We start from the raw sequence: 25,850 nt of genomic DNA on the forward strand, positions 1-25,850 counted from the left end.
GCGCATTACAGCGCCAGCATCGCCTTCATGCCGCGGAAGATCGCATCGCAATCATCCTGCGCCGAAGGCACGCCCTTGCGCAGGCAGATAAAGCCGTGGATCGTACCGCGCATCTCCATATAGGTCACATCGACCCCGGCCTTGATCGCCCGCGCGGCAAAGTCGCGGCCCTGGTCGCGCAGCGGATCGAGCCCTGCCGTCACCAGCAGCGTCGGCGGCAGGCTGGCCAGGTCACCGTTGATGCAATCGTTGCGGATATCGCCCGGCGTCGCGGCGTAATTGTCGTTGAACCACGTCATCGCTTCCGAAGTGAGCAGGTACCCTTCGGCAAATTCAGTGAACGATCCACCGGTCTGGCTGGAATCGACTACCGGATAGAGCGGGGCCTGCGCGATTACCGGAACCGCGGCGGGGTTGGCGACCAGCGCCTGGGTGATGACGATCGTCAGATTGCCGCCGGCGCTGTCGCCAGTGAACACCAGGCCGGTAATCTCCAGACCCAGTTCCTTGCCGTTCGCCGCGAGCCAGCGGGCTGCGGCTTCGCAATCCTCGGGTGCAGCGGGGAAGGGATGTTCGGGGGCGAGCCGGTAATCGACCGCAATCACCGGCAGGTCCAGCTTTGCCGCCAGTTCGGTGCAATAGGGGTGGTGCGTTTCCAGATCGCCGATCACGAAGCCGCCGCCATGGAAGAACATGATTGCAGGGCCCGGCTCACGCGTTTCGCGGGCATCATAATAGCGCAGCGGAATATCGCCTGCCGGGCCGGGGCAGCTCAAGTCGCGGACAATGGCCAGCGGCGTCGGATCGGCATCGCCGACAAAGCGCATCATACGATAAGCCTCGCGCGCGTCTGCGGGGGCCATCTCGTTCATCGCAGGTGCGCCGGTTGCCGACATCATCGCCAGCATCATCGCCACATCGGGGCGCACAAAGGGCCCGCCGGCGCTGCTGGTTTCCCGCTCGATCTCGATGGTTTCGCTCATGCTCGCATCCTCCTCCTGGTATCTTTCCGGATGCAAGGTTATCCGCTGGCCTGCGCCTGGTCCATGGACAATTTGTCCCGCGCGAGCGGAGGCGATGACCCCAACCTCAGGTCGCCCTCCAGAATATGCGGTTTATATAATAGTCCTTCGCTGGCTTGCCGTCCTTGTCCAGCGAGGGCGTGAACTTGGCGCGGCGCTTGATGACATCGCAGCTATAGGGTCCGATGGTCGCCGGCGTGGTGGAGCCCAGCACGAAGCAATTTGCAACCGCACCGGTTTCGTCGATCACCAGCCTGAAATCGACGATGGCCGACGTTCCCCTGGCGAGCATGGCGTCAGGATAATCGCCAGTTTGCGCCCATTGGCCGGGCTTGCTCGCAGGTTCCGCTCGCTTCGGGCGCGCTGCGATCTCGGCTGGATCGAAGCCCCAGGAGCGGACCAGATCGTCGGTGCAGGCCCGCATCGCGGCCATCGGAGCTGCCATCGATACCAGATCGAGCGTGAAAGGCTCACGGCCCGAAAGCTTGACATAGAGCCCGCTGACCGCCTTTTCGGTGTCTGCGGTGACCCGGGGCAGATCGGCAACGCCTGACCCTGGCGAGTCCATATTGTCCAGCCGCATCGATTCTGAAAACACCACGGGAATCTGGGCGTTTTTCGGCCCGACGCTGCCGTGGGTGACGAAAGAGAGCGCGGATTTTTCCGAGCTGGGGCGGAATTCCAGCTGCGCGCGCGAGCGCAATTCGCTCTGATAGCCCAGGCGCGATCCCATCAGGGTGACGCGCAGGCTATCCTGCGGCCCATTTCGAGTGAAGCGCGCCTTTACCTCGTTCTTGCCTTCGCCGAACGTGGCAGACAGATGGCACGCGTTGGTCGCATAATCCATATTCCAGGGGCCACTCTGTTTCAGCAGGTCGCCGGGTTGGTCCGTCGCCGAAACGGTGAGCAACGCGATCACCGGGGCCAGAGCCACTGCCCATCGTGCGCGCGCATGCGCGGCCGCTATCATATGCCCATCCTGTCTGATCCCCGATTGTGACCCCGTCGCTTCGCGCCGCAAAGCACGATCTGGCGTTTCTGCTATGTTTTGAGGCGCGTGTCTCCCCGTTATTCAAGCAAATTGGGGCTAATACTTGGGTTGACCAGTCTACAGATGCCATTGGTCGAATAACGATGCTGAAAACGTGCGGGTGCGACATTTGGGAAATTGTCATGATGCATCACACGGTTTGCAGTGTGGTGCCGCCACATGAATTCCGGAAAATGCTTGCGTCGTTCACATTGGGCTCAATGCCGGCAACGACAGCCGTCGCGCAAATCCAAAGCCCCAGCGCCGCAGAATCCATCGTCGTCACCAGCCCGGAAGAGGTGCGCAAGCTGCGCTCGCCGGGGCTGCCGATCCGCTGGTTCTATACGCAGACGGTCGAAGGGCTGGGCGGACGCACCACGACGCGCGGCGACCAGGGGGTTGCGCTGCTCAAGAACGTCAATCCCGGCCGCATCGACAGCCCGATCCAGGTGAGCATCATCGGCTGCACGGTGGTGGTCGACATGCCGCGTGTTTCGCATGTCTCGATCGGGGCGCTGACCGATTATCTGGCCTTCGCCATTCTCTCGCGCACGCGCATGGATGCTACGCCGAACGCGTCGAGCATCATGAACCTGTTCGAGGCGAGCCAGGACGAGCGTCCCGATGCGATGACCGACCTCGACAAGGCGATGCTGAAAGCGCTGTACCGCATTCCGATCAACCGCAACGCAGCCGTTCACCGCGCGCAGATTGCCAGCGAGATCATCAAGGAAATTTCGGCGGTTCAGTAACGCGCCAGAGCCAGTTTCTGCCTGCCAGGGATGGATCTGGTCCATCCCCGGCGGCGATTGGCATCAATCTTCAACCGCGCTCGACTGGAGCTGGATATAATTCTGGATGCCCATGCGGTCGATCAGGTCGAACTGCGCTTCCAGCGTGTCGACATGCTCTTCCTCGCTGTGGAGGATATAGGCCAGAAGGTCGCGGCTGCCATAGTCGCGGACGGTTTCGCAATAGGCGATGCCTTCCTTGAGCAGCGGAATCGCCTCGTTCTCGAGCGCGAGGTCGGCCTTGAGGATTTCCTCGACCGTCTCGCCGATCTTCAGCCGTCCGAGCAGCTGGAAATTGGGCAGGCCGTCGAGGAACAGGATGCGGTCCGCCAGCTTGTCGGCGTGCTTCATCTCGTCGATCGATTCCTCATATTCGAACTTGGCGAGCTTCTTGATGCCCCAATTGGCCAGCATCTTCGAATGCAGGAAATACTGGTTGATCGCCGTCAGCTCGTTCTTGAGCGCGTCGTTGAGATATTCGATGACCTTGGGGTCGCCCTTCATGATGATGCTCCTGTAACCGCACGGCCTCTCTCAAGGCGCATGGGCGTGATTAGTTCAGGAGCGCACAATAGCGCCGTTTTCAGCGATTGGAAAGACTTTGCAGCGCGGGAAATACTTGATTTTTAACCGGAATTTAGCCGGCTATTGCTAGGCGGTCGCAGTTTCCCGGGTGATAATGCTTTGCGCAAACGACAGGCACTGGCCGCATTTGGGACGCCGACCGAGCCGAGCGTAGACCTCTGCCGGGCGGGCCGCGCCATCGCGCAGAGCGTCCTTGAGGTCCTGTTCCCGAATCGCATTGCAGATGCAAACAACCATGCGTCTCTCCTGTGATCGCCGAGATAGCGATATTGAGAACGCATCGCAACAGTCTTTTTGCGATTCTATCGCAAACGCATCGGCTGCAGTTTTCTGCGCGCCAGCGATCGCCACAGCCATTCGGCCGGTCCGAACCGGTACCGTTCCAGCCAGGGCTTGGACCAGGTGAGCATGATTCCCCATGCCGCGAACACGAACAGCATCGCCGTGGCGCGGTTGATCTCGCCGAACAGCCCGAGACCCCAGCCATAGAAGATGAAGGTCATCAACAGGCTGGTGCCCAGATAATTGCTGAATGCGGCGCGGCCGGCGGCGGCGACGCGCACGACAAGCGCGCTGTCGCGATGGTCCACCACCCACCAGAGCAAGGCTGCGGCCCAGCCGACCGTCAGCACGATGCGGAAGGGGAAGGAGAGGCTGAAGAACGCAGCAAACGTGATCACCGTGTCATAGCCGCTGGCGATGACCCAGGCGGCCAGCGCGATCATCGGACCCAGGCCGATGGCGAACGCCCGCAGCGCAACCTTGGCGTAGATGGAAGGAGCCCACATCCCCAGGATGAAGCCGCTTTTGAGCATCGCCATGCCCAGCAGCATCATCCCCAGCGTATCGAGCGTGAAGAACATCAGGGTGTTGACGAGCGATTCCGGGAACATGCCCAGATGCTCGCGCATGATCGGCAGCCAGCCGCTGCGATACAGCTCCAGGCTTTCGGTGATCTGCTCGGTGCCCGGCTTGCCGAAGCTGGCCAGCATCTTGCGGGTGCCCTCGATCGTCTCGGCATCCGCACCGGCGGCCGAACCCTGAACCGACTGCCACCAGCCGCCGCCGACCAGCAAAAGCGTCAGCACAAAATAGAGCGTGTAGAAAATGGCCGCCCAGCGCAGCAGCTGCTTCACATCCTTGTTCACGAAGAACAGCGCGAGCGTGCCGCAGATTGCATAAGGCACCAGAATGTCGCCCCACCATATCAGGATGAAATGGGCTGACCCGATGACGAACAGCCAGGCCATGCGGTTGAGATGCACGCTGCGCGGGTTCTGCCCGGCGGCCTCGGCGCGCTGCATGACCAGCAACATGCTCGCTCCGAACAGCACGCTGAACAGGCCGCGCATCTTGCCATCGAACGCCACGAAATTGATCGCCCATACCCCGGCGTTGAGCGGATCGGTTCCGCCCCACGCTGCAGGGTTCACATAGGCCGCATCGGGCATCGCGAAGCCGATGATGTTGAGCAGCAAAATGCCCATCACCGCAAAGCCCCGAATGGCGTCGAGCGAAAGATGGCGATCGGTCTGTGTCATAAGCCAAGCCCCTTGCGGCAGACCCGATAGGCGGTGGGCCAGGCCGAGATGGTTTTCTAACATGGTTGCCGTTCATCGCAATGCTGGAAGCGCCAGTGGGGGGAGGGGGGAGCATCAGCGGCGCCTGCATCGAGCGAGTCTGGGGAAAAGCAATGTTTTACAGGTACTTATCTGAATTTAGACCGTATGGTCTATTTGAGGACCTCTGGGCGGACCGTCCAGTCCAGCATCAGACCGCCTGGCCCATCCCAAAAGGGCGATTCTGGACCGTTCGAGAGCGATTTGGAGGGTTGGCGGCACCTTTCTGGCATCTCAAAAGAGGGTTCAGAGACCTTCAAATGCTCGATTTGGACCGTCCGGTCGGGTAGCCAAAGGTTAATGGACCGACCGGACCAGAATTCTGGTGCTGCCGACATCGCTGAGAACCCCTGCAGCGCGGCATGGCCCTGGCAAGGTTTCGTCAATCTTGGTTAACGAATGAACAGGCCAGATTTATCGTCTATTTACCTTGGTTAACGTAAAATTTAACCACGTTTTATCAGTGTGATAACCTCGCGCTCTCTTAAGAAATCGAGGTTGTTCATCAGCCGGCCAGGATAATCCTTGCAAAAGGCTTGCTAGACCGTTCGCCCCATAGGCTGGGGTTAACCACAGATTGACCGAAGATTAAGCCGCGATCGCCACAGGTTGCGCTGATCTTAACGTGCCAGCGCAAATGGTTAACAAAATCTTTGGCCTGTTTGTCCACTTTTCGGGGCTCGGGAGGCCAAGTGTTAACGGCTTTTCGGGGTCAAAAAGGGGTGCTGCTTGACAGCTTGCGACCCCTCGCTAGACTGGTTGGTCTATGCTGGCCTTTTTGCTCGATCCCGCCACCCTTTCGGGTCAAGGCGCGGCTTCCACCGACATGCACCCCACCCGGCTGCGGCTGATCAGTGTCGCGACCCGGCTGTTTCAGCAGCGCGGCTATCACGCGATCGGGCTGTCCGAAATTCTGGCGCTGTCAGAAACGCCCAAGGGCTCGCTCTATCATCACTTCCCCGGCGGGAAGCCTGAGCTGGCCACCGCATGCGTGGCGCGGATCGCCGATAGCTCGCTGCATGCGATCGAGCAGCTATCGGCCAGCGGGCTCGATATTGTGGGCTTTTTGCGCAATCTGTCGGAGGTCACTGCAGCCTGGTTGCAGAGGACCGACTGGCTCGACGGATCTCTGCTCGCGGTGATCGGGCAGGAGCAGGGCGGGGCCGGCGGACCATTGAGCGAGGCGGTGCGCATCGCCTATCAGCGGATCGAAATGCGGCTCGCGCGCTGGCTGATGGCCGAAGGCGTCGCGGTGACCCGGGCCAGAGACATGGCGGCCACGATCATCGCCGCGCAGGAAGGTGCGCTGGTGCTGGCGCGCAGCCGTCACGATGCCGCGCCAGTGGCGCTGGTGACTGACATGCTGTGCATGATGGTGGAGCGCGGATAGCCCGGTTTTGCGGCGTTTCGATGCGCTGGACCGATCGGTCGGGCGGGTGCCGGGCAGGCAAATAGGGGCAGGTACGGTAACGGCCGCACCAGCACCGGCGAACCGATAACAGGCCTGGACTGAGGAGAGCATGTGATGACGATCGAGGCTTTGCGGACACCCGAAGCGGCTTTTTCGGCCGTGCCGGATTTCGATTATCCGGTCAGCTATGCCGATGACCTGCCGGGTTATGAGGGGCTTCGTGCGGCCTGGATCGATACCGGGCCCGAGGATGCGGACCGCGTCTTCCTCTGCCTGCATGGCGAGCCGAGCTGGTCCTTTCTCTACCGCCGGATGATCCCGGTTTTCCTGGATAGCGGTGCGCGGGTGATCGCGCCCGATCTGTTCGGCTTCGGGCGCTCGGACAAGCCGGTGGACCGCGCTGTCTATACCTTCGACTTCCATCGCAACCATCTGCTGCGCCTGGTCGAACGGCTGGACCTCAGGAACATCACCCTGGTGGTGCAGGACTGGGGCGGTCTGCTCGGCCTGACTCTGCCGGTGGACGCGGTGTTTGCGGACCGACTGTCGCGGCTGATCGTGATGAACACCGGCCTGGGGCAGGGCGAGAGCCCGGGACCCGGCTTCGATGCCTGGAAGCATTATGCGCTGTCGACGCCCGATCTGCCGGTGGGCCGCATCATCGCGCGCGGTACGCCGCACCTCACCGAACAGGAAATCGCAGCTTATGACGCGCCCTATCCGGGGCCCGAATACAAGGCCGGTGCACAGGTGTTCCCGGCGCTGGTGCCAGTGACGCCCGACATGCCGGGGGTGGAGCATGGCAAGGCCGCTGCGCGCTTCTGGAGCGAACGCTGGTCCGGACAGAGTTTCATGGCTGTCGGCGCGGCGGACCCGGTGCTCGGCATCGCGCCGATGGCGCGGCTGCGCGCGATCATCAAGGGATGTCCCGAACCGCTGATCATCCCCGATGGCGGCCATTTCGTGCAGGAATGGGGGGAACAAATTGCCCGCGCCGCGCTTGCAGCTTTCGGGGATGTGACACCCGCCTGACCTGGAGATGAGCCTGATGACCGAAACCACCCCGCGCCGGATGCGCGCCAGCGACTTCCACCCCCATATTCTCGAGATTTTCGACGGCTATGTGCACGGCAAGCTGAGCAAGCGCGAATTCATCCAGCAGGCGGGGCGCTATGCCGCCGCGGGGGTGACCGGGTTGATGATCCTCAACCAGCTGAGCCCCGATTATGCACTCGCGCAGCAGGTCGCTCCGGATGATCCGGCAATCCGTACCGAACGGGTGGAGTATCAGAGCCCCGAAGGCCATGGGACGGTCAGGGGGCTGATGGCGTGGCCCACTAACACCAAGGGCAAGCTGCCTGCGGTGCTGGTGGTGCACGAAAATCGCGGCCTCAATCCCTATATCGAGGATGTCGTCCGCAGGCTGGCCAAGGCGGGCTATCTGGCGCTGGGCCCGGATGGGCTGACATCGCTGGGCGGCTATCCCGGCACCGACGACCAGGGTCGCACGATGCAGGCCTCGCTCGATCCGGCCAGGCTGATGGAGGATTTCTTCGCCGGGTTCGAGTTCCTCCGCGATCACAAGGCCTCGACCGGCAAGGTCGGCGTCACCGGATTCTGCTATGGCGGCGGTGTCTGCCATGCGCTCGCGGTGGCCTATCCGGACCTGGCCGCTGCCGTGCCGTTCTACGGACGCCAGGCCAGGCCCGAGGAGGTGCCGTCGATCAAGGCGCCTTTGCTGATCCACTTTGCCGAGAATGACGAGCGCGTGAACGCCACCTGGCCGGCCTGTGAGGCCGCGCTCAAGGCCAATGGCAAGACCTACGAAGCGCATTTCTATGCAGGGACGGCCCATGGCTTTCACAATGACACGACGCCCCGGTACGACGAGGCGGCCGCCAAGCTCGCCTGGGACAGGACGCTGGCGCATTTCGGCCGGTATCTGAAGGCCTGATCCTGCCCAGCTCAGCTTGGACAATGTGTCTAATAGGGGTTATCCTGCGGCTGTCCTAAACAGGTGACAGCCGCAGGCTGCCGGACTGGAGCAAATACCGGCTGCCACGCACATGCGGCAATGCGAGACGGGAGATCGCGCCGATGTTCGATGGTTTTGATGCGCTGCTGCTGGCGCGGATCCAGTTTGCCTTCACGGTCAGCTTCCACTTCATCTTCCCGGCCTTTTCGATAGGCCTCGCCAGCTATCTGGCGGTGCTGGAAGGGCTGTGGCTCAAGACCAGCGACCATATCTATCTCGACCTGTTCAAATACTGGCGCAAGATCTTCGCTATCGCCTTTGCCATGGGCGTCGTCTCGGGCATCGTGATGTCCTATCAGTTCGGCACCAACTGGTCGGTATTCTCGGACAGGACCGGACCGATCATCGGCCCTCTGATGGCCTATGAGGTGCTCACCGCCTTCTTTCTGGAAGCAGGCTTTCTGGGCGTCATGCTGTTCGGCATGGACAAGGTCGGGCGCAAGCTGCACTTCACGGCCACGCTGATGGTTGCCGTCGGCACCTTCATCTCCGCCTTCTGGATTCTCAGCGTCAACAGCTGGATGCAGACGCCGACCGGATATGAAATCGCCGCCAATGGCCAGTTCGTCCCTGGCGAAAGCTGGCTGGCGATCATCTTCAACCCCAGCTTCCCCTATCGCCTCGTCCACACGGTGATGGCCGCGTATCTGACCACCGCGTTCGTCGTCGGTGCGGTCGGCGCGTTTCACCTGCTCAAGAACAAGGCGGATCATCGCGCGCAGCGGATGTTCTCGATGGCGATGTGGATGGCGGCTCTGGTCGCTCCGCTGCAGATATTCGCAGGCGACATGCACGGCCTCAACACGCTCGAGCATCAGCCCGCCAAGGTGATGGCGATGGAAGGCCATTACCAGAGCCATCCCGATGGCGCGCCGCTGATCCTCTTCGGCATCCCCAACAGTGCGGAAAAGCGCGTCGATTATGCCATCCAGATTCCGGACATGTCCTCGCTGATCCTCAAGCATGATCTGAACGCACCGCTCGCGGGGCTGGACAGCGTTCCGGAGGACAAGCAGCCGCCGGTGGGCATGATCTTCTGGTCGTTCCGCATCATGGTCGGCATCGGCTTTGCGATGCTGGGTATCGGGCTGTTCAGCCTGCTCGCGCGGGTGCGCGGCAGGCTTTATGACTGGCCGTGGCTGCACCGCGCCGCGATCGTCATGGGGCCGTCGGGCTTTGTTGCGGTCATCGCCGGCTGGATCACCACCGAGGTCGGCCGCCAGCCCTATACCGTCTATGGCCTGCTCACCACGGCAGACAGTGTCTCGCCGCTTGCCGCGCCCGCGGTCGGGGCTTCCCTGGTGGCGTTCATCGTCACCTATTTCATCATGTTCGGGGCGGGCACCGCTTATATCCTGAAGCTGATGAGCAAGCCTGCCACCGGGCATGAGGAGGCGGCAGCGTCGGGCCCGCTGCGCAGCGCGGGCATCACGCCTGCAGCGGCCGACAGCACGCAGCGCGGGCGCAGCGGCACCATGATGGAGGAGGGCGCATGAACATCGACCTGACCATTGTCTGGGCGTTCATCATTGCCTTTGCCGTGTTCGCCTATGTGGTGATGGACGGGTTCGACTTGGGCATCGGCATCATCTTCCCGGCGCTGGGGCGCGGGGCAGAGCGCGACAAGGCGATGAATTCGGTCGCGCCCGTCTGGGACGGCAACGAGACCTGGCTGGTATTGGGCGGGGGAGGGCTGCTCGCCGCCTTCCCGCTGGCTTATGCGATCATCCTGCCCGCCATCTACCCGCCGATCATCGCGATGCTGTTGGGGCTGGTGCTGCGCGGCGTGGCCTTCGAAGGTCGCTGGCGCGACCCCAATCACCAGCCATTCTGGGATTTTGCGTTCACCGCAGGCTCGTTCGTCGCGGCCTTTGCGCAGGGCGTCACCCTGGGCGCGCTGCTGCAGGGCGTGGAGGTCGAAGGACGCGCCTATGCGGGGGGCTGGCTCGACTGGCTCAGCCTCTATTCGGTGCTGACCGGCATCGGCACCGTGATCGGCTATGGCCTGCTGGGTTCGACCTGGCTGATCATGAAGACCGAAGGGCCGGTGCAGGACCATGCCTTTCGCATGAGCTGGAAGCTGTTCCCGGCCACTCTGGTCGCTCTCGGCGCGGTCAGTCTCTATACCCCGTTCCTCGAGGCCGAATATTTCGCGCGCTGGTTCACGTTCCCCAGCGTGCTCTTCTCGGCACAGGTGCCGCTGCTGGTCGCGCTGATCAGCTTCCTGCTGCTGCGCGCGCTGCAGAAGCGGCACGATTATGCGCCGTTCCTGCTGACCCTGACGCTGTTCCTGCTCGGCATGATCGGGCTGGGCATCAGCATGTTCCCCTATGTGGTGCCCGATGAGGTGACGATCTGGGATGCGGCGACCCACCCCAGCAGCCAGGCGTTCATGCTGGTGGGCACGCTGTTCATCGTGCCGCTGATCATCGGTTATACGGCATGGGCCTATTGGGTGTTCCGCGGCAAGGTGGGGGATGAGGGCTATCACTGATGCTGCCCGATAGCGACAATCCTGATCGCGGCGATGCCCGCCCGCTGGCCGAGCGGCTGGGCTGGATGGCCGCGCTCTGGCTGATATCGGTCGGCGTGGTGGGGGTGATCGCTTATGCCATCCGGTGGTGGATAAACGCCTGACGCTGACCGCCCGGCATGGTATCATGCGCCATGGCAGACCCGGCCGATCCTGTAACCGACCCTGGCGCAACGCCCCGGCTTGCTGCCGACACCCTGGCGGTGCGCGGGTTCCAGCTGATCGAACACGTTCTGCTGGTGCTGGTGGCGCTGATGACATTGTTCGCGGCGGGGGTGGAGGTCTGGGGCATCATCGCCGCCCGCACGATCTCGCTGGCCGACATCCTGCTGATGTTCCTCTATACCGAGGTGATCGGCATGATCGCGGTCTTCTATACCGGCACCGGATCGCCCTTTGTCTATCCGATCTTCATCGCCATCACCGCGCTGGCCCGGCTGATCGTGCTGCAGGGCAAGGACATGGCGCCGGACAAGATCCTGTTCGAAGCGGGCGCCATCCTGCTGCTCGCGGTGGCCGCCGTGATCCTCACGCGCGCGGGCAGGGCTTGACCAGGCCGGGCGTGCTGGCAAGAAGGCGCAACGCTCGCGCTCAGCAAGGCTCGCTTCATGACCATCGAAAAGCACTACATCTCTGCCAATAGCCTGTTGGAAGACAGCTATCGCCTGGCCATGAAGGTGATCGAAAGCGGGTATCAGCCCACGCATATCGTGGGCATCTGGCGCGGCGGCGCGCCGGTGGGCATCGCGGTGCAGGAGCTGCTCGAATATCATGGCGTGGATGCCGACCATATCGCCATCCGCACCGCCAGTTATTACGGCATCGACCAGCAGAGCAAGGACGTGCGCGTCTATGCCCTGGGCTATCTCATCGATACGCTGAGCCCCGAGGACCGGTTGCTGGTGGTCGACGACGTGTTCGACAGCGGCAAGTCGATCCGCGCGTTCATCCATGAACTCGCCGCCAAGTGCCGCTACAACATGCCGCACGACTGGCGGATCGCGACGGTCTATTACAAGCCCTCGCGCAACCAGACCGACATGACGCCGGACTTTTTCGTCCACGAAACCGAGCAATGGCTGGTCTTCCCGCACGAGATCGTGGGGCTGAGCGTCGATGAAATCCGCGCGCACAAGCCGGGGGCGGCGATTATCCTGGGGGAATAGAAAGGCGCTCATCCAACCGTCATTCCCGCGAACGCGGGAATCCCGCTTCCGTGTCGACGGTGGTGTGAATAGCGGGACCCCGCATGCGCGGGGGTGACGAAAGTTGGTGATGGGAATTGCGCCCTTTAACGCCACTTGGCATAACCTCATCGCATGACACCCGATCAGCGTGACGCCTATATCGCCCGCCTGCCCAAGGCCGAACTGCACCTGCATATCGAAGGCTCGCTGGAGCCCGAGATGCTGTTCGAACTCGCACAGCGCAACAAGGTCGCGATCCCTTTCGCCAGCGTCGAGGAAATTCGCCAGGCCTATAATTTCAGTAATTTGCAGGACTTTCTGGATATCTATTATCAGGGCATGGCGGTGCTGCTCACGCAGCAGGATTTCTACGACCTGACCTGGGCCTATCTGGAGCGCGCGCATGCCGACCATGTCCGGCATGTCGAGATTTTCTTCGACCCGCAGGGCCATACCGAGCGCGGCGTAGCCTTCGCGGATGTCATTACCGGCATTGCCGACGCGCTGGCCGATGGCGAGAAGCAATGGGGAATCACCTCGCGGCTCATCATGTGCTTCCTGCGCCATCTCGATGAGGCGGCGGCCGAAGCGACGCTGGACGAGGCGATCCCCTATCTCGACAAGATCGCGGGCGTGGGTCTCGATTCCTCCGAGGTCGGGCATCCGCCCTCGAAGTTCCGCAACGTTTTCGCGCGCGCCCGGTCGCTGGGGCTCAAGCTGGTCGCGCATGCGGGCGAGGAGGGGCCGCCCGAATATGTCCACGAGGCGCTCGACATCCTGGGTGTCGACCGGATCGACCATGGCAACCGCGCGCTGGAGGACGCAGGCCTGGTCTCGCGGATCGCGGGCGAGGGCATGACGCTCACCGTCTGCCCGCTCTCCAACCTCAAGCTGTGCGTGATCGACGAAATCGGCCAGAGCCCGGTCGCCAGGATGCTCGATGCCGGCATCCGGGCCACGGTCAATTCGGACGATCCGGCCTATTTCGGCGGTTATGTGAACGCGAATTACCGCGCCATCGCCTCAGCGCTGGACCTCAGCCGCGATCAGCTGAAAACGCTGGCGGCCAACAGTTTCATTGGCTCGTTCCTGCCCGAAGAGGCGGTTGCGCATCTGCTGGCCGAGATCGACCATCATGATGCGCATTTCGCCTGATCGCGCGGATCAGCGCTCGCTGAGATAATAGCGTTCGACTTCGGCGAGATTGTCGTCGAGCTGATAGACGATCGGCTGGCCGGTCGGGATTTCCAGGCTGGTGATCGCATCATCGGCGATGCCCGACAGATGCTTAACCAGCGCGCGCAGCGAATTGCCATGTGCCGAGATGATGACGCGCTTGCCCGCCTTCAGTTCGGGGGCGATCCGGCTTTCCCAATAGGGCAGCACGCGTTCGATGGTGTCCTTCAGGCTTTCGGTGTTGGGGATCGCGATGCCGGCATAGCGGCGGTCCTTCGACAGATCGAATTCCGATCCGGCCTCAAGCGGCGGCGGCGGAATGTCGAAGCTGCGGCGCCAGATATGCACCTGCTCGTCGCCATGCTTGGCTGCGGTCTCGGCCTTGTCGAGGCCGGTCAGGCCACCATAATGCCGCTCGTTGAGCCGCCAGTCCTTCTCGACCGGCAGCCATAGCCGCTGCATTTCTTCGAGTGCCAGGTTGAGCGTCTTGATCGCGCGGGTCTGCAGCGAGGTGAAGGCGATGTCGAAATCGAGCCCCTTGTCGCGCATCAGCCGTCCGGCCGCGCGCGCTTCCTCCGCGCCCTTTTCGGTCACGTCGACATCCCACCAGCCGGTGAAGCGGTTCTCCAGATTCCATTGCGACTGGCCGTGACGGATAAGGACAAGCTGCGGCATTTCGGGGCGTCTCCTGTTGCGATTGCGTGCGCGTTTAGCGCAGAGGTCACGACAGGCAACCCCGTTTTCTTCATCGTCATTCCCGCGAACGCGGGAATCCCGCTACCTTCACCGACCGTCGCGAAGAAGCGGGACCCCCGCCTTCGCGGGGGTGACGAGGAATGCCGTCAAGCTTGAGCCGTCAGATTCGCTCGAAACGCACCTTCAGGCCATCCTTGGGCTGCGGGATCGGCCAGGCCTGCCATTCGGGGGCATAGCCCGGTTCGGTCACGATGCGATGCTGGCTGAGCACGTGATGCAACAGCACCTTGATCTGCATATAGGCAAAGTGCAGCCCCAGGCACATATGCGCGCCGCCGCCGAACGGCACCCACGCATATTTGTGGCGGTTGCGGGTCGCCTCTGCGGTGAAGCGCATCGGATCGAACCGGTGCGGCTCGGGCCAGTGCTCTTCCTGCTTGTGGGTATAGGCGGCGCTGATGCTGACCGGGGTGCCGGCCGGGATGCGATAGCCGCCGAATTCGAAATCCTTGAGCGCACGGCGCGGGGTCGAGGGCACCGGCGGGATCAGCCGCAGCGCTTCCTTGAACGCCATCTCGGTCAGCTCGAGATTGGGCAGCGAATCATAGGGCATCGGCGTGCCTGCAGGCGCATGCTCGAGCAGCTCGGCGCGGATCTTGTCCTGCCATTCGGGATGGCGCGCGAGCAGCCAGATCAGCGAGCTGGCCGACGAGGTGATGGTGTCGTGCGCGGCCATCATCAGGAAGTTCATGTGATCGACCACCTCATCGGTGGTGAGCAGGCTGCCATCGTCGCGGGTGGCGCGGCAGAACTGGCTGAACATGTCCGGGCCCTGCTGTTCGCGGCGCTTCTGGACCTCGGGCGTGAAATAATCGACCAGGAACTTCCGTCCGGCCACGCCCCGGCCCATCTTGGTGAAGGGCAGCGGACGGCGCACCACGCCGATCGATGCCTGGACCATGTCGACAAAGGCCGTGTTGATCTTGTCCGCTTCGGGGCCCCAAGGGATGCCAAGGAAAGAGGTCGCGGCAAGATCAAGCGTCAACTTCTTGATTTCGCTATAGAACAGAATGTCGCGGTTCGCCCATTCATTGACCCGCGCCGCAATCCCCTCGTTGAGCTTCTCGGCATAATGGCGCATCGGACCGGGCTTGAAGGCGATCGACAGGGCGCGGCGGTCGGCACGGTGATGGTCGAAATCCATCAGCATCAAGCCGCGCGGGAAGAGCAGGTTGAGCACCGGACCCCAGCCCTGTTCGGAAGAGAACACCTTGTCGCGGTCGAACAGCACCAGCTCGTTGGCTTCCGCGCCGAACAGCGCGACCTGGCGGCGGCCAAAGGCATTGGTGCGATAGACCGGGCCGTATTTGGCGCGCATCTCGTTGCCGAACTTCTCCGGATCGGCGAGCATCTTCAGCGTCACGCCCAGGATCGGCAGGCCGTCCTCACCCGGAATATGGTCGAGCGAGCCCGGTCCCGGCATCCGGGTCCAATGCGGATTGCCGCTGTCACGCTGGATCGTGTGATCGGGGAACATTTCGCGCGGGGGAGCAATCACGGTGGCCATGGGGAATCCTCTGCTCTGGTTTAATCGATCCATTAAATACCAATTGACACCAATGTTAGCAAGCGGTCTGTCGCAGCAGATTTTCCATTCATCGTTAATTCAACTGGCCGGTTCTATGAACGAACCATCGGGGGCTTACCCCGGCGGCCCGCCGCGCCTGGCTTGCGGCGACATGGGGATGATGCGTTGAAACCTCTTTCCTTATTGCACAATGCCCGCCGCCAGGCGGTTCGTGTTGCGGCGCTGGCGCTTGGCGCTGCGTCACTTTCGGCGTGCGCTTACGGCTATGGTGACTATGGCGGCTATGGCGGCTATGGTGGCGTCTCGGTCGGTGTCGGCAGCGGCGGCTATGCCGGCGGCTTCGATCCCTATTGCGACGGCTTTTCCGCCTGGGACAGCTGGTATGGCTGCGATGCCGGCTATGGCTTTGGCCAGATCGGCTATGGCGGCGGCTATTGGAACAATTTCTATTATCCCGGCTATGGCCTGTGGCTCTACGACCGGCCCGGAGGTCGGCGCTTTGCGATGGACGACCGCCAGCGCCGCTATTGGGGCCAGCGTCGTTGGGAATATCAGCAGCAGCGGCGTGCGGATCGCCGCGATCTGCACGATGATCGCCGCGACTATCGCGATGATCGCCGCGACTGGCGCAGGGATCGGCGCGAGACGCTGGACGACCGGCGCGACTGGCGGCGCGAGCGCGAAGCGAACGGTCAGGAATTCCCGCGCACCCGTCGCGGCGAGCGCGAGCGCATGGGCGGCCTGACGCCTGAAGACCGCCAGCGGCGGATGGAACGTTGGCAGCAGAGCCAGCAGGATCAGATCGGTCAGCCCCAGGATGGACGCAGCGGCTGGCAGGGTCGCGGTGAAGGCCGGGGACGTGGTGACGGGCAGTTCCGTGGGGACGGTCAGGTCCGTGGCGACGGCCAGGGCAGGGGTGCCTGGCAGGGCAGGGGCGAAGGGCGTGCCCGGCCCGAAATGCAGCAGCCCCAGCCGGGCGCGCAGCCGGGCTTCACCCCGCCGCCGCGCGCCGAACGGCCGCCCCGCATGGAGCGGCCGCCCCGGGCCGAACGTCCGCCGCAGATGATCGATCGGCCAACGCCGCGCGGTCCGGCCAGCGTCCCTGATCGCGATGGCGTGCGTCAACAGGATGTGCGCGAGGACTGATAACACGGGCTTTTGCAGGGGCGGGTGACGCCATGGGGTTGTGACCCGCCCCGAAAGCCCTATTCTAGAGAGCGATGATCCGTTTTTCGCTCCTCGACCAATCGGTGCGCTTCGCCGATATTCCCGCCAGCGCCGCATTGGACGCAACGCTTGAGGCAGCGCGGCTGGCCGACCGGCTGGGCTATCACCGCCTCTGGGTGTCAGAGCATCACGCCAGCCGTTTCCTGTGCGGCAGCGCGCCCGAAATCCTGATCGCAGCGATGGGCGCGCAGACCCGCCGCATCCGGCTGGGTTCGGGCGGCGTCATGCTGCCGCACTACAGCGCCTACAAGGTCGCCGAACAGTTCTCCGTGCTGAGCAACCTGTACCCCGGACGCATCGATCTGGGCGTCGGGCGCGCGCCGGGTGGCGAAATGCGCGTCGCGGCTCGCCCTATCCGCGCCGCATCCGCCGAGCTTTCGCGAGTTCCCGCAACAGGTAGCTGAACTTGCAGGATATTTCGACGGCAGCCTGACCGAGCCGAGGCTCAGTCCCGAGCCGGCGGGCGATGTACCCATTTGGATCCTGGGCACAAGCCCGGACAGCGCGATGCTGGCTGGCGCGCTGGGGCTGCCTTATGCGCTGGCGCTGTTCATCAACCCGCATGCCGATCCCAGCCTGACCGACCTGTATCGCCGCAACTTCCGCCCCAGCGCCCAGCTCGCTGAGCCCTATGTGATGCTGGCGACCACAGCGTTCGCCTGCGACGATGCCGAACGGGCCGAGTTGCTGCGCAAGAACTATTTCCTCAACATCGCGCGCTTGCTGGGCGGGGGCACCCAACCGGCCGTGTCGCCCGAGGACAGCCGCGACATGGGCTTTACCGAGCGCGAGGCGATGATCGTCGGGGCACAGGCGCGCATTGCCGCATTCGGTACGCCCGATACGGTCCGCGCCAGGGTGCTGGCGCTGGTCGACGCTTTCGGTGCCGATGAGGTCATGATTTCGTGCAATGCCTATCACCAGCATGACCGCCTGCGCGCGATCGAGCTGTTCGCCGAGAGCCTTGCCCTGGCCGATGCGGCCTGACGTCATGCCGTCTGCCGTACCCGATTTCTGCGCCGCCGATGCGCTGCCGTTCATGGATGGCGAGGCGCTTGTCATCGACAAGCCAGCGGGCCTGCCGGTCAGCCAGCCCCGGCGCGGTGGCCGCAGTCTAGAGGATTTTCTGCCCACCTTGCGCTTCGGCTTTCGGCGCGAGCCACAACCCGTGCATCGGCTCGATCAGGATACGTCGGGCTGCCTGCTGCTGGCGCGCAACGTCAAGGCGCTCAAGCGCTATGGTGCAGCGTTCGAGAGCGGCGTGGTGACCAAGGTATATTGGGGGGTGGTCGAGGGGCTGGTAGCGGAGCAGGGCGGCACCATCGACCTGGCGCTCGCCAAGATCAGCAGCGCGGCCGAAGGCTGGCGGATCGTGCCCGACACTGGCGGGAAGCGCGCCGTAACGCACTGGCGGCATCTGGCGGTCGTGCAGGGCCGGACGCTGATCGAGTTCAGGCCGGAGACGGGGCGGACCCACCAGATCCGCGTGCATGCGCTGCACGGGCTGGGCCACGCTCTGGTCGGCGATCCGGTTTATGGCAAGGTCGATCCAGCCGGGCTGATGCTGCATGCCGCCAGCCTGACAATCCCGCGCGGCGGCAAGCCGGCGATCGAGGCCCGCGCGACCATGCCCGAACGCTTCCTGAAGCTGGGCTTTGCCGTGCCGGAGGATATTGATGCCTGATATCAATATTCCTGATCATGCCATTGTTTCAGAACGCTTCATCACCGCATCCGGTCCGGGTGGGCAGAATGTCAACAAGGTCGCGACGGCAGTTCAGCTGCACGTCAACATCTTCGCGCTGGGGCTGCCGCCTCTGGTCTATAGCCGGTTGCGGGCGCTGGCGGGCAGCCGGATCAACCAGGATGGCGAGCTGGTAATCCAGGCGCGCAGCCATCGCACGCAGGAGGCCAATCGGCGCGAGGCGCGCGAACGGCTGGCCGCCTTGCTCGCCGAGGCCTATGATCTTCCTGCCGTGCGCGCCAAATCGCGCCTCAACCGCGTCGGCAAGACCGAGCGGCTTGCGGGCAAGAAGAACCGCTCCACCATCAAGAAGAACCGCGGTCGCGTGTCCTTCGACTGAACCTGAGATATCGGACCTAACGCCATGTACGCATTTGATATTGATCCCAACGCTCCCAAGTCGCAGCTTTATGACGATCTGCATTCGGCGGCTATGGCGCTGGTCGCGGGTGAGCCTGATGGCGTTGCGAACATGGCCAATGTCGCCGCGCTGATCGGGCAATTTCTCCCCGGCCTCAATTGGGCGGGCTTTTACCGGATGGTCGATGGCGGGCTGGTACTGGGTCCGTTCGTAGGCAAGCCTGCCTGTATCCGCATCGCGCTGGGCAGCGGCGTGTGTGGTACGGCAGCGGCGAGCGGCGAGACTCAGCTTGTCGCCGATGTCCACGCCTTTCCCGGGCATATCGCCTGCGATGCTGCCAGCCAGTCCGAACTGGTGGTGCCGGTCATCCACGAGGGACAGGTGACGCATGTCATCGATCTGGACAGCCCGCATCTGTCCCGGTTCGATGAAGAGGATCGTGCGGGGATCGAACGGCTGGCGCGCAGCCTTGCGGGACGGATTTAAGCGCGGTTAACCCCGATGCGCCGGTCTGACCCATATTGAAACAGGCGGCTTGCGCACAGGCGGTTTTACATCGCTGCAATGGTGCAAACCCCCGGCAAATGCTAACAAAGCCTTAAGAAAGCGGGGCGGCATGGCGGCAAGCTGTGCGCCTCGCTTATCGGTGTCAGCGATTGCCCAAGGGGAGTTAACCATGAAGAGCCGCGCCTTTGCTTCCATGCGTCACGCCGCGATGGCCGCCAGCCTGCTTGCCGTTGCCGGCATGGCGCTGCCCGCTCAGGCCGCCGAATCGCCGATGAAAAAGACCGCTTCGGGCTGGTTCGATTTCAAGGCCGGCAGTGCGCTCAACGGCAGCACCGTGGTGCGCCCCGGCTATGGCATGCGTTTTCCCGTCGGTGCACCGGCTTATGTCCGCCCCTTCCGTGGCTTCATCCTGCCGCGCGTCTGGGTGGCCCCCAGCTATTACATCGCCAATTGGCAGGGGTATCGCCTGCCGCGCCCGGCCCAGGGCTTTGGCTGGTCGCGCTATTATGACGATGCCGTGCTGACCGACCGCAATGGCCGGGTGTTTGACACGGTCCAGGGCGTCAACTGGCAGGCCGCGCCGGGCACCGCCACCACCGTGGTGCAGCAGACCTATTCGCCCGATTACGACCCCTATAACTATGACAACAGCCTGTTGCTGGGTAATGACGATGTGCTCGAGGGCACGCATTGGGTGCGTGGCCCCGCCGATACCGCCGGTGTCGATTATGATCCCAGCCTTCCGCCGCCTCCGCCGCCGGCTTATTCGGGCATGGACGAGCGCGCGTTTCTGGAGGCATGCCGCCGTGACAGCGGCCTCGGTGGAGCGGCGATCGGTGCCGCTGCCGGAGGCCTTGCGGGCAACCGCATCGCCGGGCGTGGCAATCGGACTGGCGGCACGCTGATCGGCGCGGGCGTGGGTGCGCTGGCCGGTATGGTCATCGACAAGGCAGAGGATCGTGAACGCTGCAAGCGCCTGCTCGCGGCAGAGACTGCGGGCGGCTATGGCACCAGCTATGCGCCGCCGCCTCCTGTGAACTATGCAGGCGATTATGATCCCGCCTTTCTGGAAGCCTGCCGCCGCGACAACGGTCTGGGCGGCGCAGCGGTCGGCGCAGCGGTTGGCGGTCTTGCGGGCAACCGGATTGCCGGTCGCGGCAACCGCACCGGCGGTACGCTGATCGGCGCGGGCGTCGGGGCGATCGCCGGCATGGTGATCGACAAGGCCGAGGATCGCGAGCGCTGCAAGCGCCTGCTGGCGCAGCAGGGCGTCGCTCCGGGCCAGCCGGGGGGTTATCCGCCGCCGCCTCCGGGCTATTATTATTACTATCCGCCGCCGATCGTCACCACCATCACGATCACGCCGGGAAGCTGCAACTGCAATGAAACGGTTGTTGTGACCGAGGACGTGCCGGTGCATCACAGCCCGGTGGTCCAGCACCGCAGCAAGAATGTGCGCGTCTACCGCAAGTGAGGTTCAGCCGCTGACCGGCGTGTCGCCATAGCCGGTCAGCCCCCAGGGATCATAGGGGCCGAGCACCAACTGCTCGAACGTGCCCAGCCCGGTCTCGCCCGCGCTGGTCGTCACGCGGCACAGGATCTGCACGTGCAGATTGCCCATGTCGGGGGCGAGCGGGTCGAGCGCGGCAAGATCGAAATCCTCGCGTTCGACCGCCAGGGCGCCATGGTTCAGCCCATGGCCCCAGCGCGCACAGGTATAGCCCAGACCGCGCATCTGGAAGCGCTGCAGTGGCGTGAAGCTGACGCTGAGGGGGCCTTGCCCGGTATCGATCACCAGGTCGCCGCCCGCAGGCCAGCGTGTGCCAGGCTGGTGCTGCGTGACCATCTCGGCGTCGGGCGTCTCGACAAATTCGTCATGTCCTGCGCCATCGGGGGCAATCACCGCGCGCGTATTCCACGGCTTGCCGCTGCGATGCGCGTTCAGGTGAAAGAACAGGCTGCGGCTTTCCAGATTGATCGGCGTCCATTGCCAGAAAAAGCTCGGCTGGCGGCTGCCCGAGTGCGGCTGGGCATCGGCCGCGCCGACCGGGCGCACACCCCAGCTGCGATCGCGGGTGCCGCTGCATCCGGGCACTACATCGATGCGCTCGCCATCAATCTCGATCCAGCCGCTATAATGGCCGTTCTGGGTCATCCGCGTATAGTCCATGAAGGTGCGCGGGCCGTTGCGGAAGGTGAAGCGCGGCTCCTCGATCGGGAAGGCACGGCCTGTGAAGGTCAGTTCCGCCTTGATCCCTTCGCCGTCAACATGGATGCGAAGTACTTTGAGTGGCTCGATCACCTCGATCCGGATCGGGCCGACCGCCAGGTCCAGCCGCTCCATCCCGAGTTCGCGCGAGGCGTGAAGATTGTGTTGCACACCATTGCGAATGCAGCAAAAGCTGGCGTCGGCGATGTCGAGATGCGGGTATACGCCAAAGGCCAGCGCGAAAAAGCCGCTGCCATCGGGATTGTAGCCGTTGAAGAAATAGCGGTCGTAGAAATTGCGGTCGGTGCCGGAATAGGCGATCGGCTCTGGTGTCTGGTGCAGGGGATAGTCATCACCTTTGGTCAGCATCCCATTGTCTCCGCTTGTTTTTCTGCATTGCGCAGCAGTGCGCCGATGCTGTCATGGTCGATCGCCAGGCTGCACGCGCCGCGCGCCATCGACAGGAAATTGGCATCGCCGCGCTCGGTCCGCTCGACAAAGGCGGCGCTGAAAACCGCGGTCGACAGGCCAGACAGCGCGCCGATGCGATAATCGTCCCAGATCGCGGCGCGGTCGCGCGGTACCCCCAGCCGGGTCATCTCGGCGCAATACAGGTCGATCAGTGCGTCCTCATGCACGCGCCGCAATTGCGTGCCGATACCGGTACCCAGAAAATAGCCCAGATCGCTGGTGCCGCCGCCCGTGACGCAGGTCTGCCAATCGACCAGCGCGATCGGCTCAGCGCCGCCACGAATGTCGAACAGCATGTTGTCGAGCCGGAAATCACCATGCATGATGCAGCGTGTCGAGGGCGTGAAATGGAACCAGGTCGCGCAATGCTCGGCCAGCAGCTCGCACACCTCCAGATATTCGGGTTCGATCTGCCCGGCATAGCGTTCGCGGAAAACGGCCTGCGCGCCGGGATAGGCCTGGATGATCCAGTCGCGCGCGGCCGGGTCCCCTTGCAGCCAGTCCTCGTCGAGCACCGGCAGACCATCAGTCGAGGCATGCAGCAGCGCCGCCTGGCAGATGGCGGCACGCGCCTGTTCGGGCGTGCAGGGGGCCAGCTGGTTGCCCGCCTGAGCCGGGCCGAGATCTTCGAACAGCAGGATGAAATCGCATCCGGCATCATCGATCAGCGCGGTGAACACCTGGGGCACGCGCATCGAGATCAGCGGCGCGACACGCGCGTAAAAATTTACCTCGCGCAGGTACAGCTTGAAATGCGCTGCGGTCGTGCGGCTGGTGGCATCGCGCGAAGGCAGCTTGGCGGCAATGGAGCGCGGTGCGCCAGGGGCAGGGCGGTCGTAGCTGAGCGCGATCCGGACGGTATCGCCCACTTGTCCGGTCCCGATCGGCGTCGAGTCCATCGCCGCGATATGCGCGCCGTCCAGAACGCCCGCTGCGTCCAGCTGCCCCTGCAACCAGTCGCGGCTGATATCCTCCGCGCGCGTCGGAAATGCCTGCATGCCTGTCCTCTCCGCCGGATCGTGTCCGGTCGCTGTTTAATCACATGATTAAACAGGGGGTGGCAGATTGCAATCGGGCATTTGCCCTGGCGTTGCCGGGTTCAGGCCAGTTCGCTGGCGAGCCGGGCCTGCATCTGGTGAACCATCGGGTGCATGGCCTGCACCTCGGCAAAGCCAAGCCGGTCCGCCTCGAGCGACCGTTCCAGCCGGATCAGCCGATCCAGCAGGTGCTGGGTTTCGTGGACCAGACGCTGCGCCTCGACGGGAAGACGCGTCACCACGAACGGATCGCTGGTGCTGCATTTGCCGAGCGAGCGGCTGCGGCTGCGGAGCTGATGTTCGGAAAGCTCGCCGGCGAAGAACGCTTTCTGGTTCAGCAGCCAGGCGATCGAGTGCATCAGCCGGGTGGTCACGCGCAATGACTCGCATGACATGTCGATGCGGATATCGTCCTGCTCGCCCAGCCCCTGTTCGCGTGGGGTCAGCTCGAAATAGGAGCGCGCCTCGTCGGCAAGGACCATCGCCTCGATATAGAGCGACTCGACCAGCTTGGCAGTGAAGGGGGATTGAACGCTTTCCATGTGCGATGTCTGCCAAATCCGCATGAACCTGCACAGGCCAAAGCTATGGTTAAGCCGCCATTGCGGGGCTTTGTGTCAACTCGGAACAGTCGAACGCATACATGTGAAGCGGTTTGCGGTGCCGTTCAGGCGATGATGTCGGGGATCAGATAGTCTTCCAGTATCGCGATCTGGTCGCGCAGCATCAGCTTGCGCTTCTTCAGCCGGGCAAGCTGCAGCATGTCCGGCGTTCCGCCATTGCTGAGCGCGACAATGGCATGGTCGAGATCGCGATGCTCAATGCGCAATGAGACCAGCTTCTGCCGGACTTCTTCCTCTGTCACGCGCGCGCCCTTTCCCACCACAGCATGGCCCGGTCAGGGCCCTGGATCGCCATAGCGCAGGCGCGAGGCCTGCCGGTTATCGCGGTTATGGAATGTTTCGCCGCATTGCAAGCGGGCCTGTGCATAACGCCACAGACAGGCCGGAAATTTTATGTTTAGATTGCTGTCCCAAGATGAGAAGGCAACGAGTCGAAGGAGACATACATGCTGAACGACAGCCATACCGAAGCCCTCAAGGCCAAGCATGCTGGTATCGAACGGATGATCCACGACGAAGAGCGCAGGCCGGCACCCGACACTGCGCTGATCGCCAAACTCAAGAAGCAGAAACTGCGTATCAAGGAGGAAATCAGCCTGCACTGATTAGGTTGATCTGATTACCGCGGATGTCGGCCGGGGGGCCTGGCGTCCGCAAAACCGCCCGGCGCGCCTGCAAGGCCTGATACAGGCCGGGGGCAGAGCGCGCGTCGGGCAACGGGGCTGATAGTCGTTGCGTGGTCCCGGCGTCAGCGCAAGACCGTGTCGCTGTCGACCAGCTGCACGTCGTGCATCTGGTGCAGATACGCCTCATAATAGCCCTTGTGCGAAGCGCCGACGATCGTGAGCATCCGCGTCCCCGGATAGCGGCCCAGAACATCGCGCATATTCGCCACCATGCGCAGATTGCGCGTCTCCCAATAGCCGACATATTTCCGGCCAAAGCCTTGAGCGGATGGCTCAACCAGAGCGGCACCGAAATCTGAATGATAGGTGACCAATTGGGTCTCGGCCGAATTATAGGCGCGATACAGGTTCAACAGGCCATCGGGTTGCGTAAGCCTGGCATTGAGCTGCTCGCTTTCGGCCCGTCGCGCATGGGATGCCGGATTGTCCCACGCCGTCATGATCGCCTGCTCGTTGGCCTTTATTTCCGCAAGGTCGGTGGGTTCGGGCGAGTCCGCCGTGTGATCGTCGACGCTCCACAGCCGCTCCAGCCCGAGCCGCGCGGCGAGCGGCGCAGCCAGCAGATCGGTCTCGTTCCGCCGCGTGCGCGCTTTTTCGAGCGTTGCGACCAGAGCCTCGGTCAGTCCATCGCCTGCCTTGCGCTCCTCGGTCGATAGCCTCAGCCATTGCACCAGGGCGGAGCCGGGTTCTCCGGCTGCCAGCAGCACGGCAGCGAGGTGACGCCGCTGGCTAGGCGTGGGGCTGGCGGGCCAGGCGGCCAGCAACCGCTCCGCCTCGGCATTGGCCTCGGGCACGCTCAGCCCCGTTGCAGCGCCCGCCGGAGCCGGATCGAAGCAATAGACCTTCACCGTTTCGGCATAGCGCGAAGGATGGCGGCGCAGGCTGTCGCATTGCAGGCCGGACAGATCCTCGGTGGCAATCGCGGTGGGCCGCCATGCCGCCAGCCGATCAAGCAACGGGGCGAGCAGGTCCGGCGTGAAACTTTCGGGCAGGCCCGACAGGTGCGGAGTGCCAAGAACCAGCACCTCGTTGGGCGTTCCCTTGGGCGGGCCCTTGAGCTCTTCGGGGTGAAAGGCGGGGCGATATGCCTGGCCCAGAGCGGGCAGCGCGGCGAGCGTCAGTCCGGCGGCCATGCAGAACTTGATCGGCGCGACGCGAATGAAGGGCAAACGAATGGACAAGGCAAAACTCCCGGATCGAGGTGTGTTGCTGTATTGATACGATAAGGAGCGGTCTGTGTCGATAGCCGGCACATCACCCCAAATCGGAGCGAAGCCCGGATGGCGCGCCGCTTTTCCGCGTGCTAGACCCA

At 63.4% G+C, this 25,850-nt stretch carries 30 protein-coding genes; 18 read left to right on the forward strand and 12 right to left on the reverse strand.

The genetic code is table 11. From position 1 onward, the window contains the following. Window positions 1-5: 5 nt before the first annotated feature. Together OU999_02940 and OU999_02945 are read right to left on the reverse strand one after the other, a co-directional pair. Window positions 6-983 carry an alpha/beta hydrolase gene (locus OU999_02940; protein WAC24167.1) on the reverse strand — a complete coding sequence of 326 codons (978 nt, stop codon included), beginning with the start codon at window positions 981-983 and terminating at the stop codon, window positions 6-8. 106 nt (window positions 984-1,089) lie between these two features. Beyond that, window positions 1,090-1,992 carry a hypothetical protein gene (locus tag OU999_02945; GenBank protein WAC24168.1) on the reverse strand — a complete coding sequence of 301 codons (903 nt, stop codon included), beginning with the start codon at window positions 1,990-1,992 and terminating at the stop codon, window positions 1,090-1,092. Window positions 1,993-2,273: 281 nt separating this feature from the next. Between OU999_02945 and OU999_02950 the strand changes: the two genes are divergently transcribed. Next, window positions 2,274-2,804 carry a hypothetical protein gene (locus OU999_02950; protein WAC24169.1) on the forward strand — a complete coding sequence of 177 codons (531 nt, stop codon included), beginning with the start codon at window positions 2,274-2,276 and terminating at the stop codon, window positions 2,802-2,804. Window positions 2,805-2,867: 63 nt separating this feature from the next. Here the strand turns inward: OU999_02950 and bfr are convergent, their stop codons facing one another. The 3 genes from bfr to OU999_02965 form a co-directional block, all read right to left on the reverse strand. Further along, complete coding sequence (gene bfr, locus OU999_02955) at window positions 2,868-3,347, reverse strand: bacterioferritin (protein WAC24170.1); 480 nt, start codon at window positions 3,345-3,347, stop codon at window positions 2,868-2,870. Window positions 3,348-3,494: 147 nt separating this feature from the next. Beyond that, entirely contained in the window at window positions 3,495-3,665 is a 171-nt protein-coding gene (locus tag OU999_02960) for a (2Fe-2S)-binding protein (GenBank protein ID WAC24171.1), read from the reverse strand. Between the two features lie 65 nt (window positions 3,666-3,730). Further along, a complete protein-coding gene (locus tag OU999_02965; protein ID WAC24172.1) occupies window positions 3,731-4,969 on the reverse strand; it encodes a DUF418 domain-containing protein in 1,239 nt (412 codons plus the stop codon). Window positions 4,970-5,813: 844 nt separating this feature from the next. On the opposite strand from OU999_02965, the gene OU999_02970 reads away from it, so the two are divergent. From OU999_02970 to OU999_03010, 9 genes are all read left to right on the forward strand, one after another. Next, window positions 5,814-6,437: a TetR/AcrR family transcriptional regulator gene (locus OU999_02970; GenBank protein ID WAC24173.1), complete on the forward strand. Its 624-nt coding sequence runs from the start codon at window positions 5,814-5,816 to the stop codon at window positions 6,435-6,437. Between the two features lie 135 nt (window positions 6,438-6,572). Beyond that, window positions 6,573-7,490: a haloalkane dehalogenase gene (locus OU999_02975; protein ID WAC24174.1), complete on the forward strand. Its 918-nt coding sequence runs from the start codon at window positions 6,573-6,575 to the stop codon at window positions 7,488-7,490. 16 nt (window positions 7,491-7,506) lie between these two features. Continuing rightward, a complete protein-coding gene (locus tag OU999_02980; protein WAC24175.1) occupies window positions 7,507-8,412 on the forward strand; it encodes a dienelactone hydrolase family protein in 906 nt (301 codons plus the stop codon). A 143-nt stretch (window positions 8,413-8,555) separates the two neighbouring features. Then, window positions 8,556-9,989 (forward strand): cytochrome ubiquinol oxidase subunit I, encoded by a 1,434-nt coding sequence (locus tag OU999_02985; GenBank protein ID WAC24176.1) that lies wholly within the window; start codon window positions 8,556-8,558, stop codon window positions 9,987-9,989. Next, window positions 9,986-10,987 (forward strand): cytochrome d ubiquinol oxidase subunit II, encoded by a 1,002-nt coding sequence (cydB, locus tag OU999_02990; protein ID WAC24177.1) that lies wholly within the window; start codon window positions 9,986-9,988, stop codon window positions 10,985-10,987. Before OU999_02985 ends, cydB begins: the two co-directional genes overlap by 4 nt. After that, complete coding sequence (locus OU999_02995; protein WAC24178.1) at window positions 10,987-11,130, forward strand: DUF2474 domain-containing protein; 144 nt, start codon at window positions 10,987-10,989, stop codon at window positions 11,128-11,130. The genes cydB and OU999_02995 overlap by 1 nt, the downstream gene beginning before the upstream one ends. Window positions 11,131-11,160: 30 nt before the next feature. After that, complete coding sequence (locus tag OU999_03000; protein WAC24179.1) at window positions 11,161-11,577, forward strand: phosphate-starvation-inducible PsiE family protein; 417 nt, start codon at window positions 11,161-11,163, stop codon at window positions 11,575-11,577. Between the two features lie 57 nt (window positions 11,578-11,634). Then, window positions 11,635-12,192: a phosphoribosyltransferase family protein gene (locus OU999_03005; protein WAC24180.1), complete on the forward strand. Its 558-nt coding sequence runs from the start codon at window positions 11,635-11,637 to the stop codon at window positions 12,190-12,192. Between the two features lie 153 nt (window positions 12,193-12,345). Further along, window positions 12,346-13,368: an adenosine deaminase gene (locus OU999_03010; protein WAC24181.1), complete on the forward strand. Its 1,023-nt coding sequence runs from the start codon at window positions 12,346-12,348 to the stop codon at window positions 13,366-13,368. A gap of 9 nt (window positions 13,369-13,377) precedes the next feature. On the opposite strand, the gene gpmA is transcribed toward OU999_03010, so the two are convergent. After that, complete coding sequence (gene gpmA, locus OU999_03015) at window positions 13,378-14,064, reverse strand: 2,3-diphosphoglycerate-dependent phosphoglycerate mutase (protein ID WAC24182.1); 687 nt, start codon at window positions 14,062-14,064, stop codon at window positions 13,378-13,380. 181 nt (window positions 14,065-14,245) lie between these two features. After that, entirely contained in the window at window positions 14,246-15,568 is a 1,323-nt protein-coding gene (locus OU999_03020) for a cytochrome P450 (GenBank protein ID WAC25333.1), read from the reverse strand. Between the two features lie 270 nt (window positions 15,569-15,838). Between OU999_03020 and OU999_03025 the strand changes: the two genes are divergently transcribed. The 7 genes from OU999_03025 (at window position 15,839) to OU999_03055 (ending at window position 20,986) form a co-directional block, all read left to right on the forward strand. Further along, window positions 15,839-16,819 carry a hypothetical protein gene (locus OU999_03025; GenBank protein ID WAC24183.1) on the forward strand — a complete coding sequence of 327 codons (981 nt, stop codon included), beginning with the start codon at window positions 15,839-15,841 and terminating at the stop codon, window positions 16,817-16,819. A gap of 74 nt (window positions 16,820-16,893) precedes the next feature. Then, window positions 16,894-17,304: an MsnO8 family LLM class oxidoreductase gene (locus tag OU999_03030; GenBank protein ID WAC24184.1), complete on the forward strand. Its 411-nt coding sequence runs from the start codon at window positions 16,894-16,896 to the stop codon at window positions 17,302-17,304. Continuing rightward, complete coding sequence (locus OU999_03035; GenBank protein ID WAC24185.1) at window positions 17,225-17,887, forward strand: LLM class flavin-dependent oxidoreductase; 663 nt, start codon at window positions 17,225-17,227, stop codon at window positions 17,885-17,887. The genes OU999_03030 and OU999_03035 overlap by 80 nt, the downstream gene beginning before the upstream one ends. A 4-nt stretch (window positions 17,888-17,891) precedes the next feature. Further along, window positions 17,892-18,584, forward strand: coding sequence for an RNA pseudouridine synthase (locus OU999_03040; GenBank protein WAC24186.1), 693 nt, complete (start codon window positions 17,892-17,894; stop codon window positions 18,582-18,584). After that, complete coding sequence (arfB, locus tag OU999_03045) at window positions 18,577-18,984, forward strand: alternative ribosome rescue aminoacyl-tRNA hydrolase ArfB (GenBank protein ID WAC24187.1); 408 nt, start codon at window positions 18,577-18,579, stop codon at window positions 18,982-18,984. Before OU999_03040 ends, arfB begins: the two co-directional genes overlap by 8 nt. Window positions 18,985-19,008: 24 nt before the next feature. After that, the gene (locus OU999_03050; protein WAC24188.1) at window positions 19,009-19,491 is read left to right on the forward strand and encodes a GAF domain-containing protein; all 483 of its coding nucleotides are present in this window, start codon (window positions 19,009-19,011) and stop codon (window positions 19,489-19,491) included. Between the two features lie 190 nt (window positions 19,492-19,681). Further along, on the forward strand, window positions 19,682-20,986 hold the full coding sequence (locus OU999_03055; GenBank protein ID WAC24189.1) for an RcnB family protein: 1,305 nt from the start codon (window positions 19,682-19,684) through the stop codon (window positions 20,984-20,986). A 3-nt stretch (window positions 20,987-20,989) separates the two neighbouring features. On the opposite strand, the gene OU999_03060 is transcribed toward OU999_03055, so the two are convergent. The 4 genes from OU999_03060 to OU999_03075 all read right to left on the reverse strand — a co-directional run bounded on the left by OU999_03060 (window position 20,990) and on the right by OU999_03075 (window position 24,094). Beyond that, window positions 20,990-22,090 carry a hypothetical protein gene (locus OU999_03060; protein WAC24190.1) on the reverse strand — a complete coding sequence of 367 codons (1,101 nt, stop codon included), beginning with the start codon at window positions 22,088-22,090 and terminating at the stop codon, window positions 20,990-20,992. Further along, a complete protein-coding gene (locus tag OU999_03065; GenBank protein ID WAC24191.1) occupies window positions 22,084-23,190 on the reverse strand; it encodes a phosphotransferase in 1,107 nt (368 codons plus the stop codon). Before OU999_03065 ends, OU999_03060 begins: the two co-directional genes overlap by 7 nt. Window positions 23,191-23,291: 101 nt before the next feature. Next, complete coding sequence (locus OU999_03070) at window positions 23,292-23,771, reverse strand: DUF1465 family protein (protein ID WAC24192.1); 480 nt, start codon at window positions 23,769-23,771, stop codon at window positions 23,292-23,294. Between the two features lie 125 nt (window positions 23,772-23,896). After that, entirely contained in the window at window positions 23,897-24,094 is a 198-nt protein-coding gene (locus OU999_03075; protein WAC24193.1) for a DUF465 domain-containing protein, read from the reverse strand. A 204-nt stretch (window positions 24,095-24,298) separates the two neighbouring features. On the opposite strand from OU999_03075, the gene OU999_03080 reads away from it, so the two are divergent. Next, window positions 24,299-24,457 (forward strand): YdcH family protein, encoded by a 159-nt coding sequence (locus OU999_03080; GenBank protein ID WAC24194.1) that lies wholly within the window; start codon window positions 24,299-24,301, stop codon window positions 24,455-24,457. Window positions 24,458-24,600: 143 nt separating this feature from the next. Here the strand turns inward: OU999_03080 and OU999_03085 are convergent, their stop codons facing one another. Beyond that, on the reverse strand, window positions 24,601-25,719 hold the full coding sequence (locus OU999_03085; GenBank protein WAC24195.1) for a DUF5694 domain-containing protein: 1,119 nt from the start codon (window positions 25,717-25,719) through the stop codon (window positions 24,601-24,603). Window positions 25,720-25,850 lie beyond the last annotated feature (131 nt).

This window comes from Blastomonas sp. SL216 (genome assembly GCA_026625625.1).
In the GTDB taxonomy this organism is placed as follows: Bacteria; Pseudomonadota; Alphaproteobacteria; order Sphingomonadales; family Sphingomonadaceae; genus Blastomonas.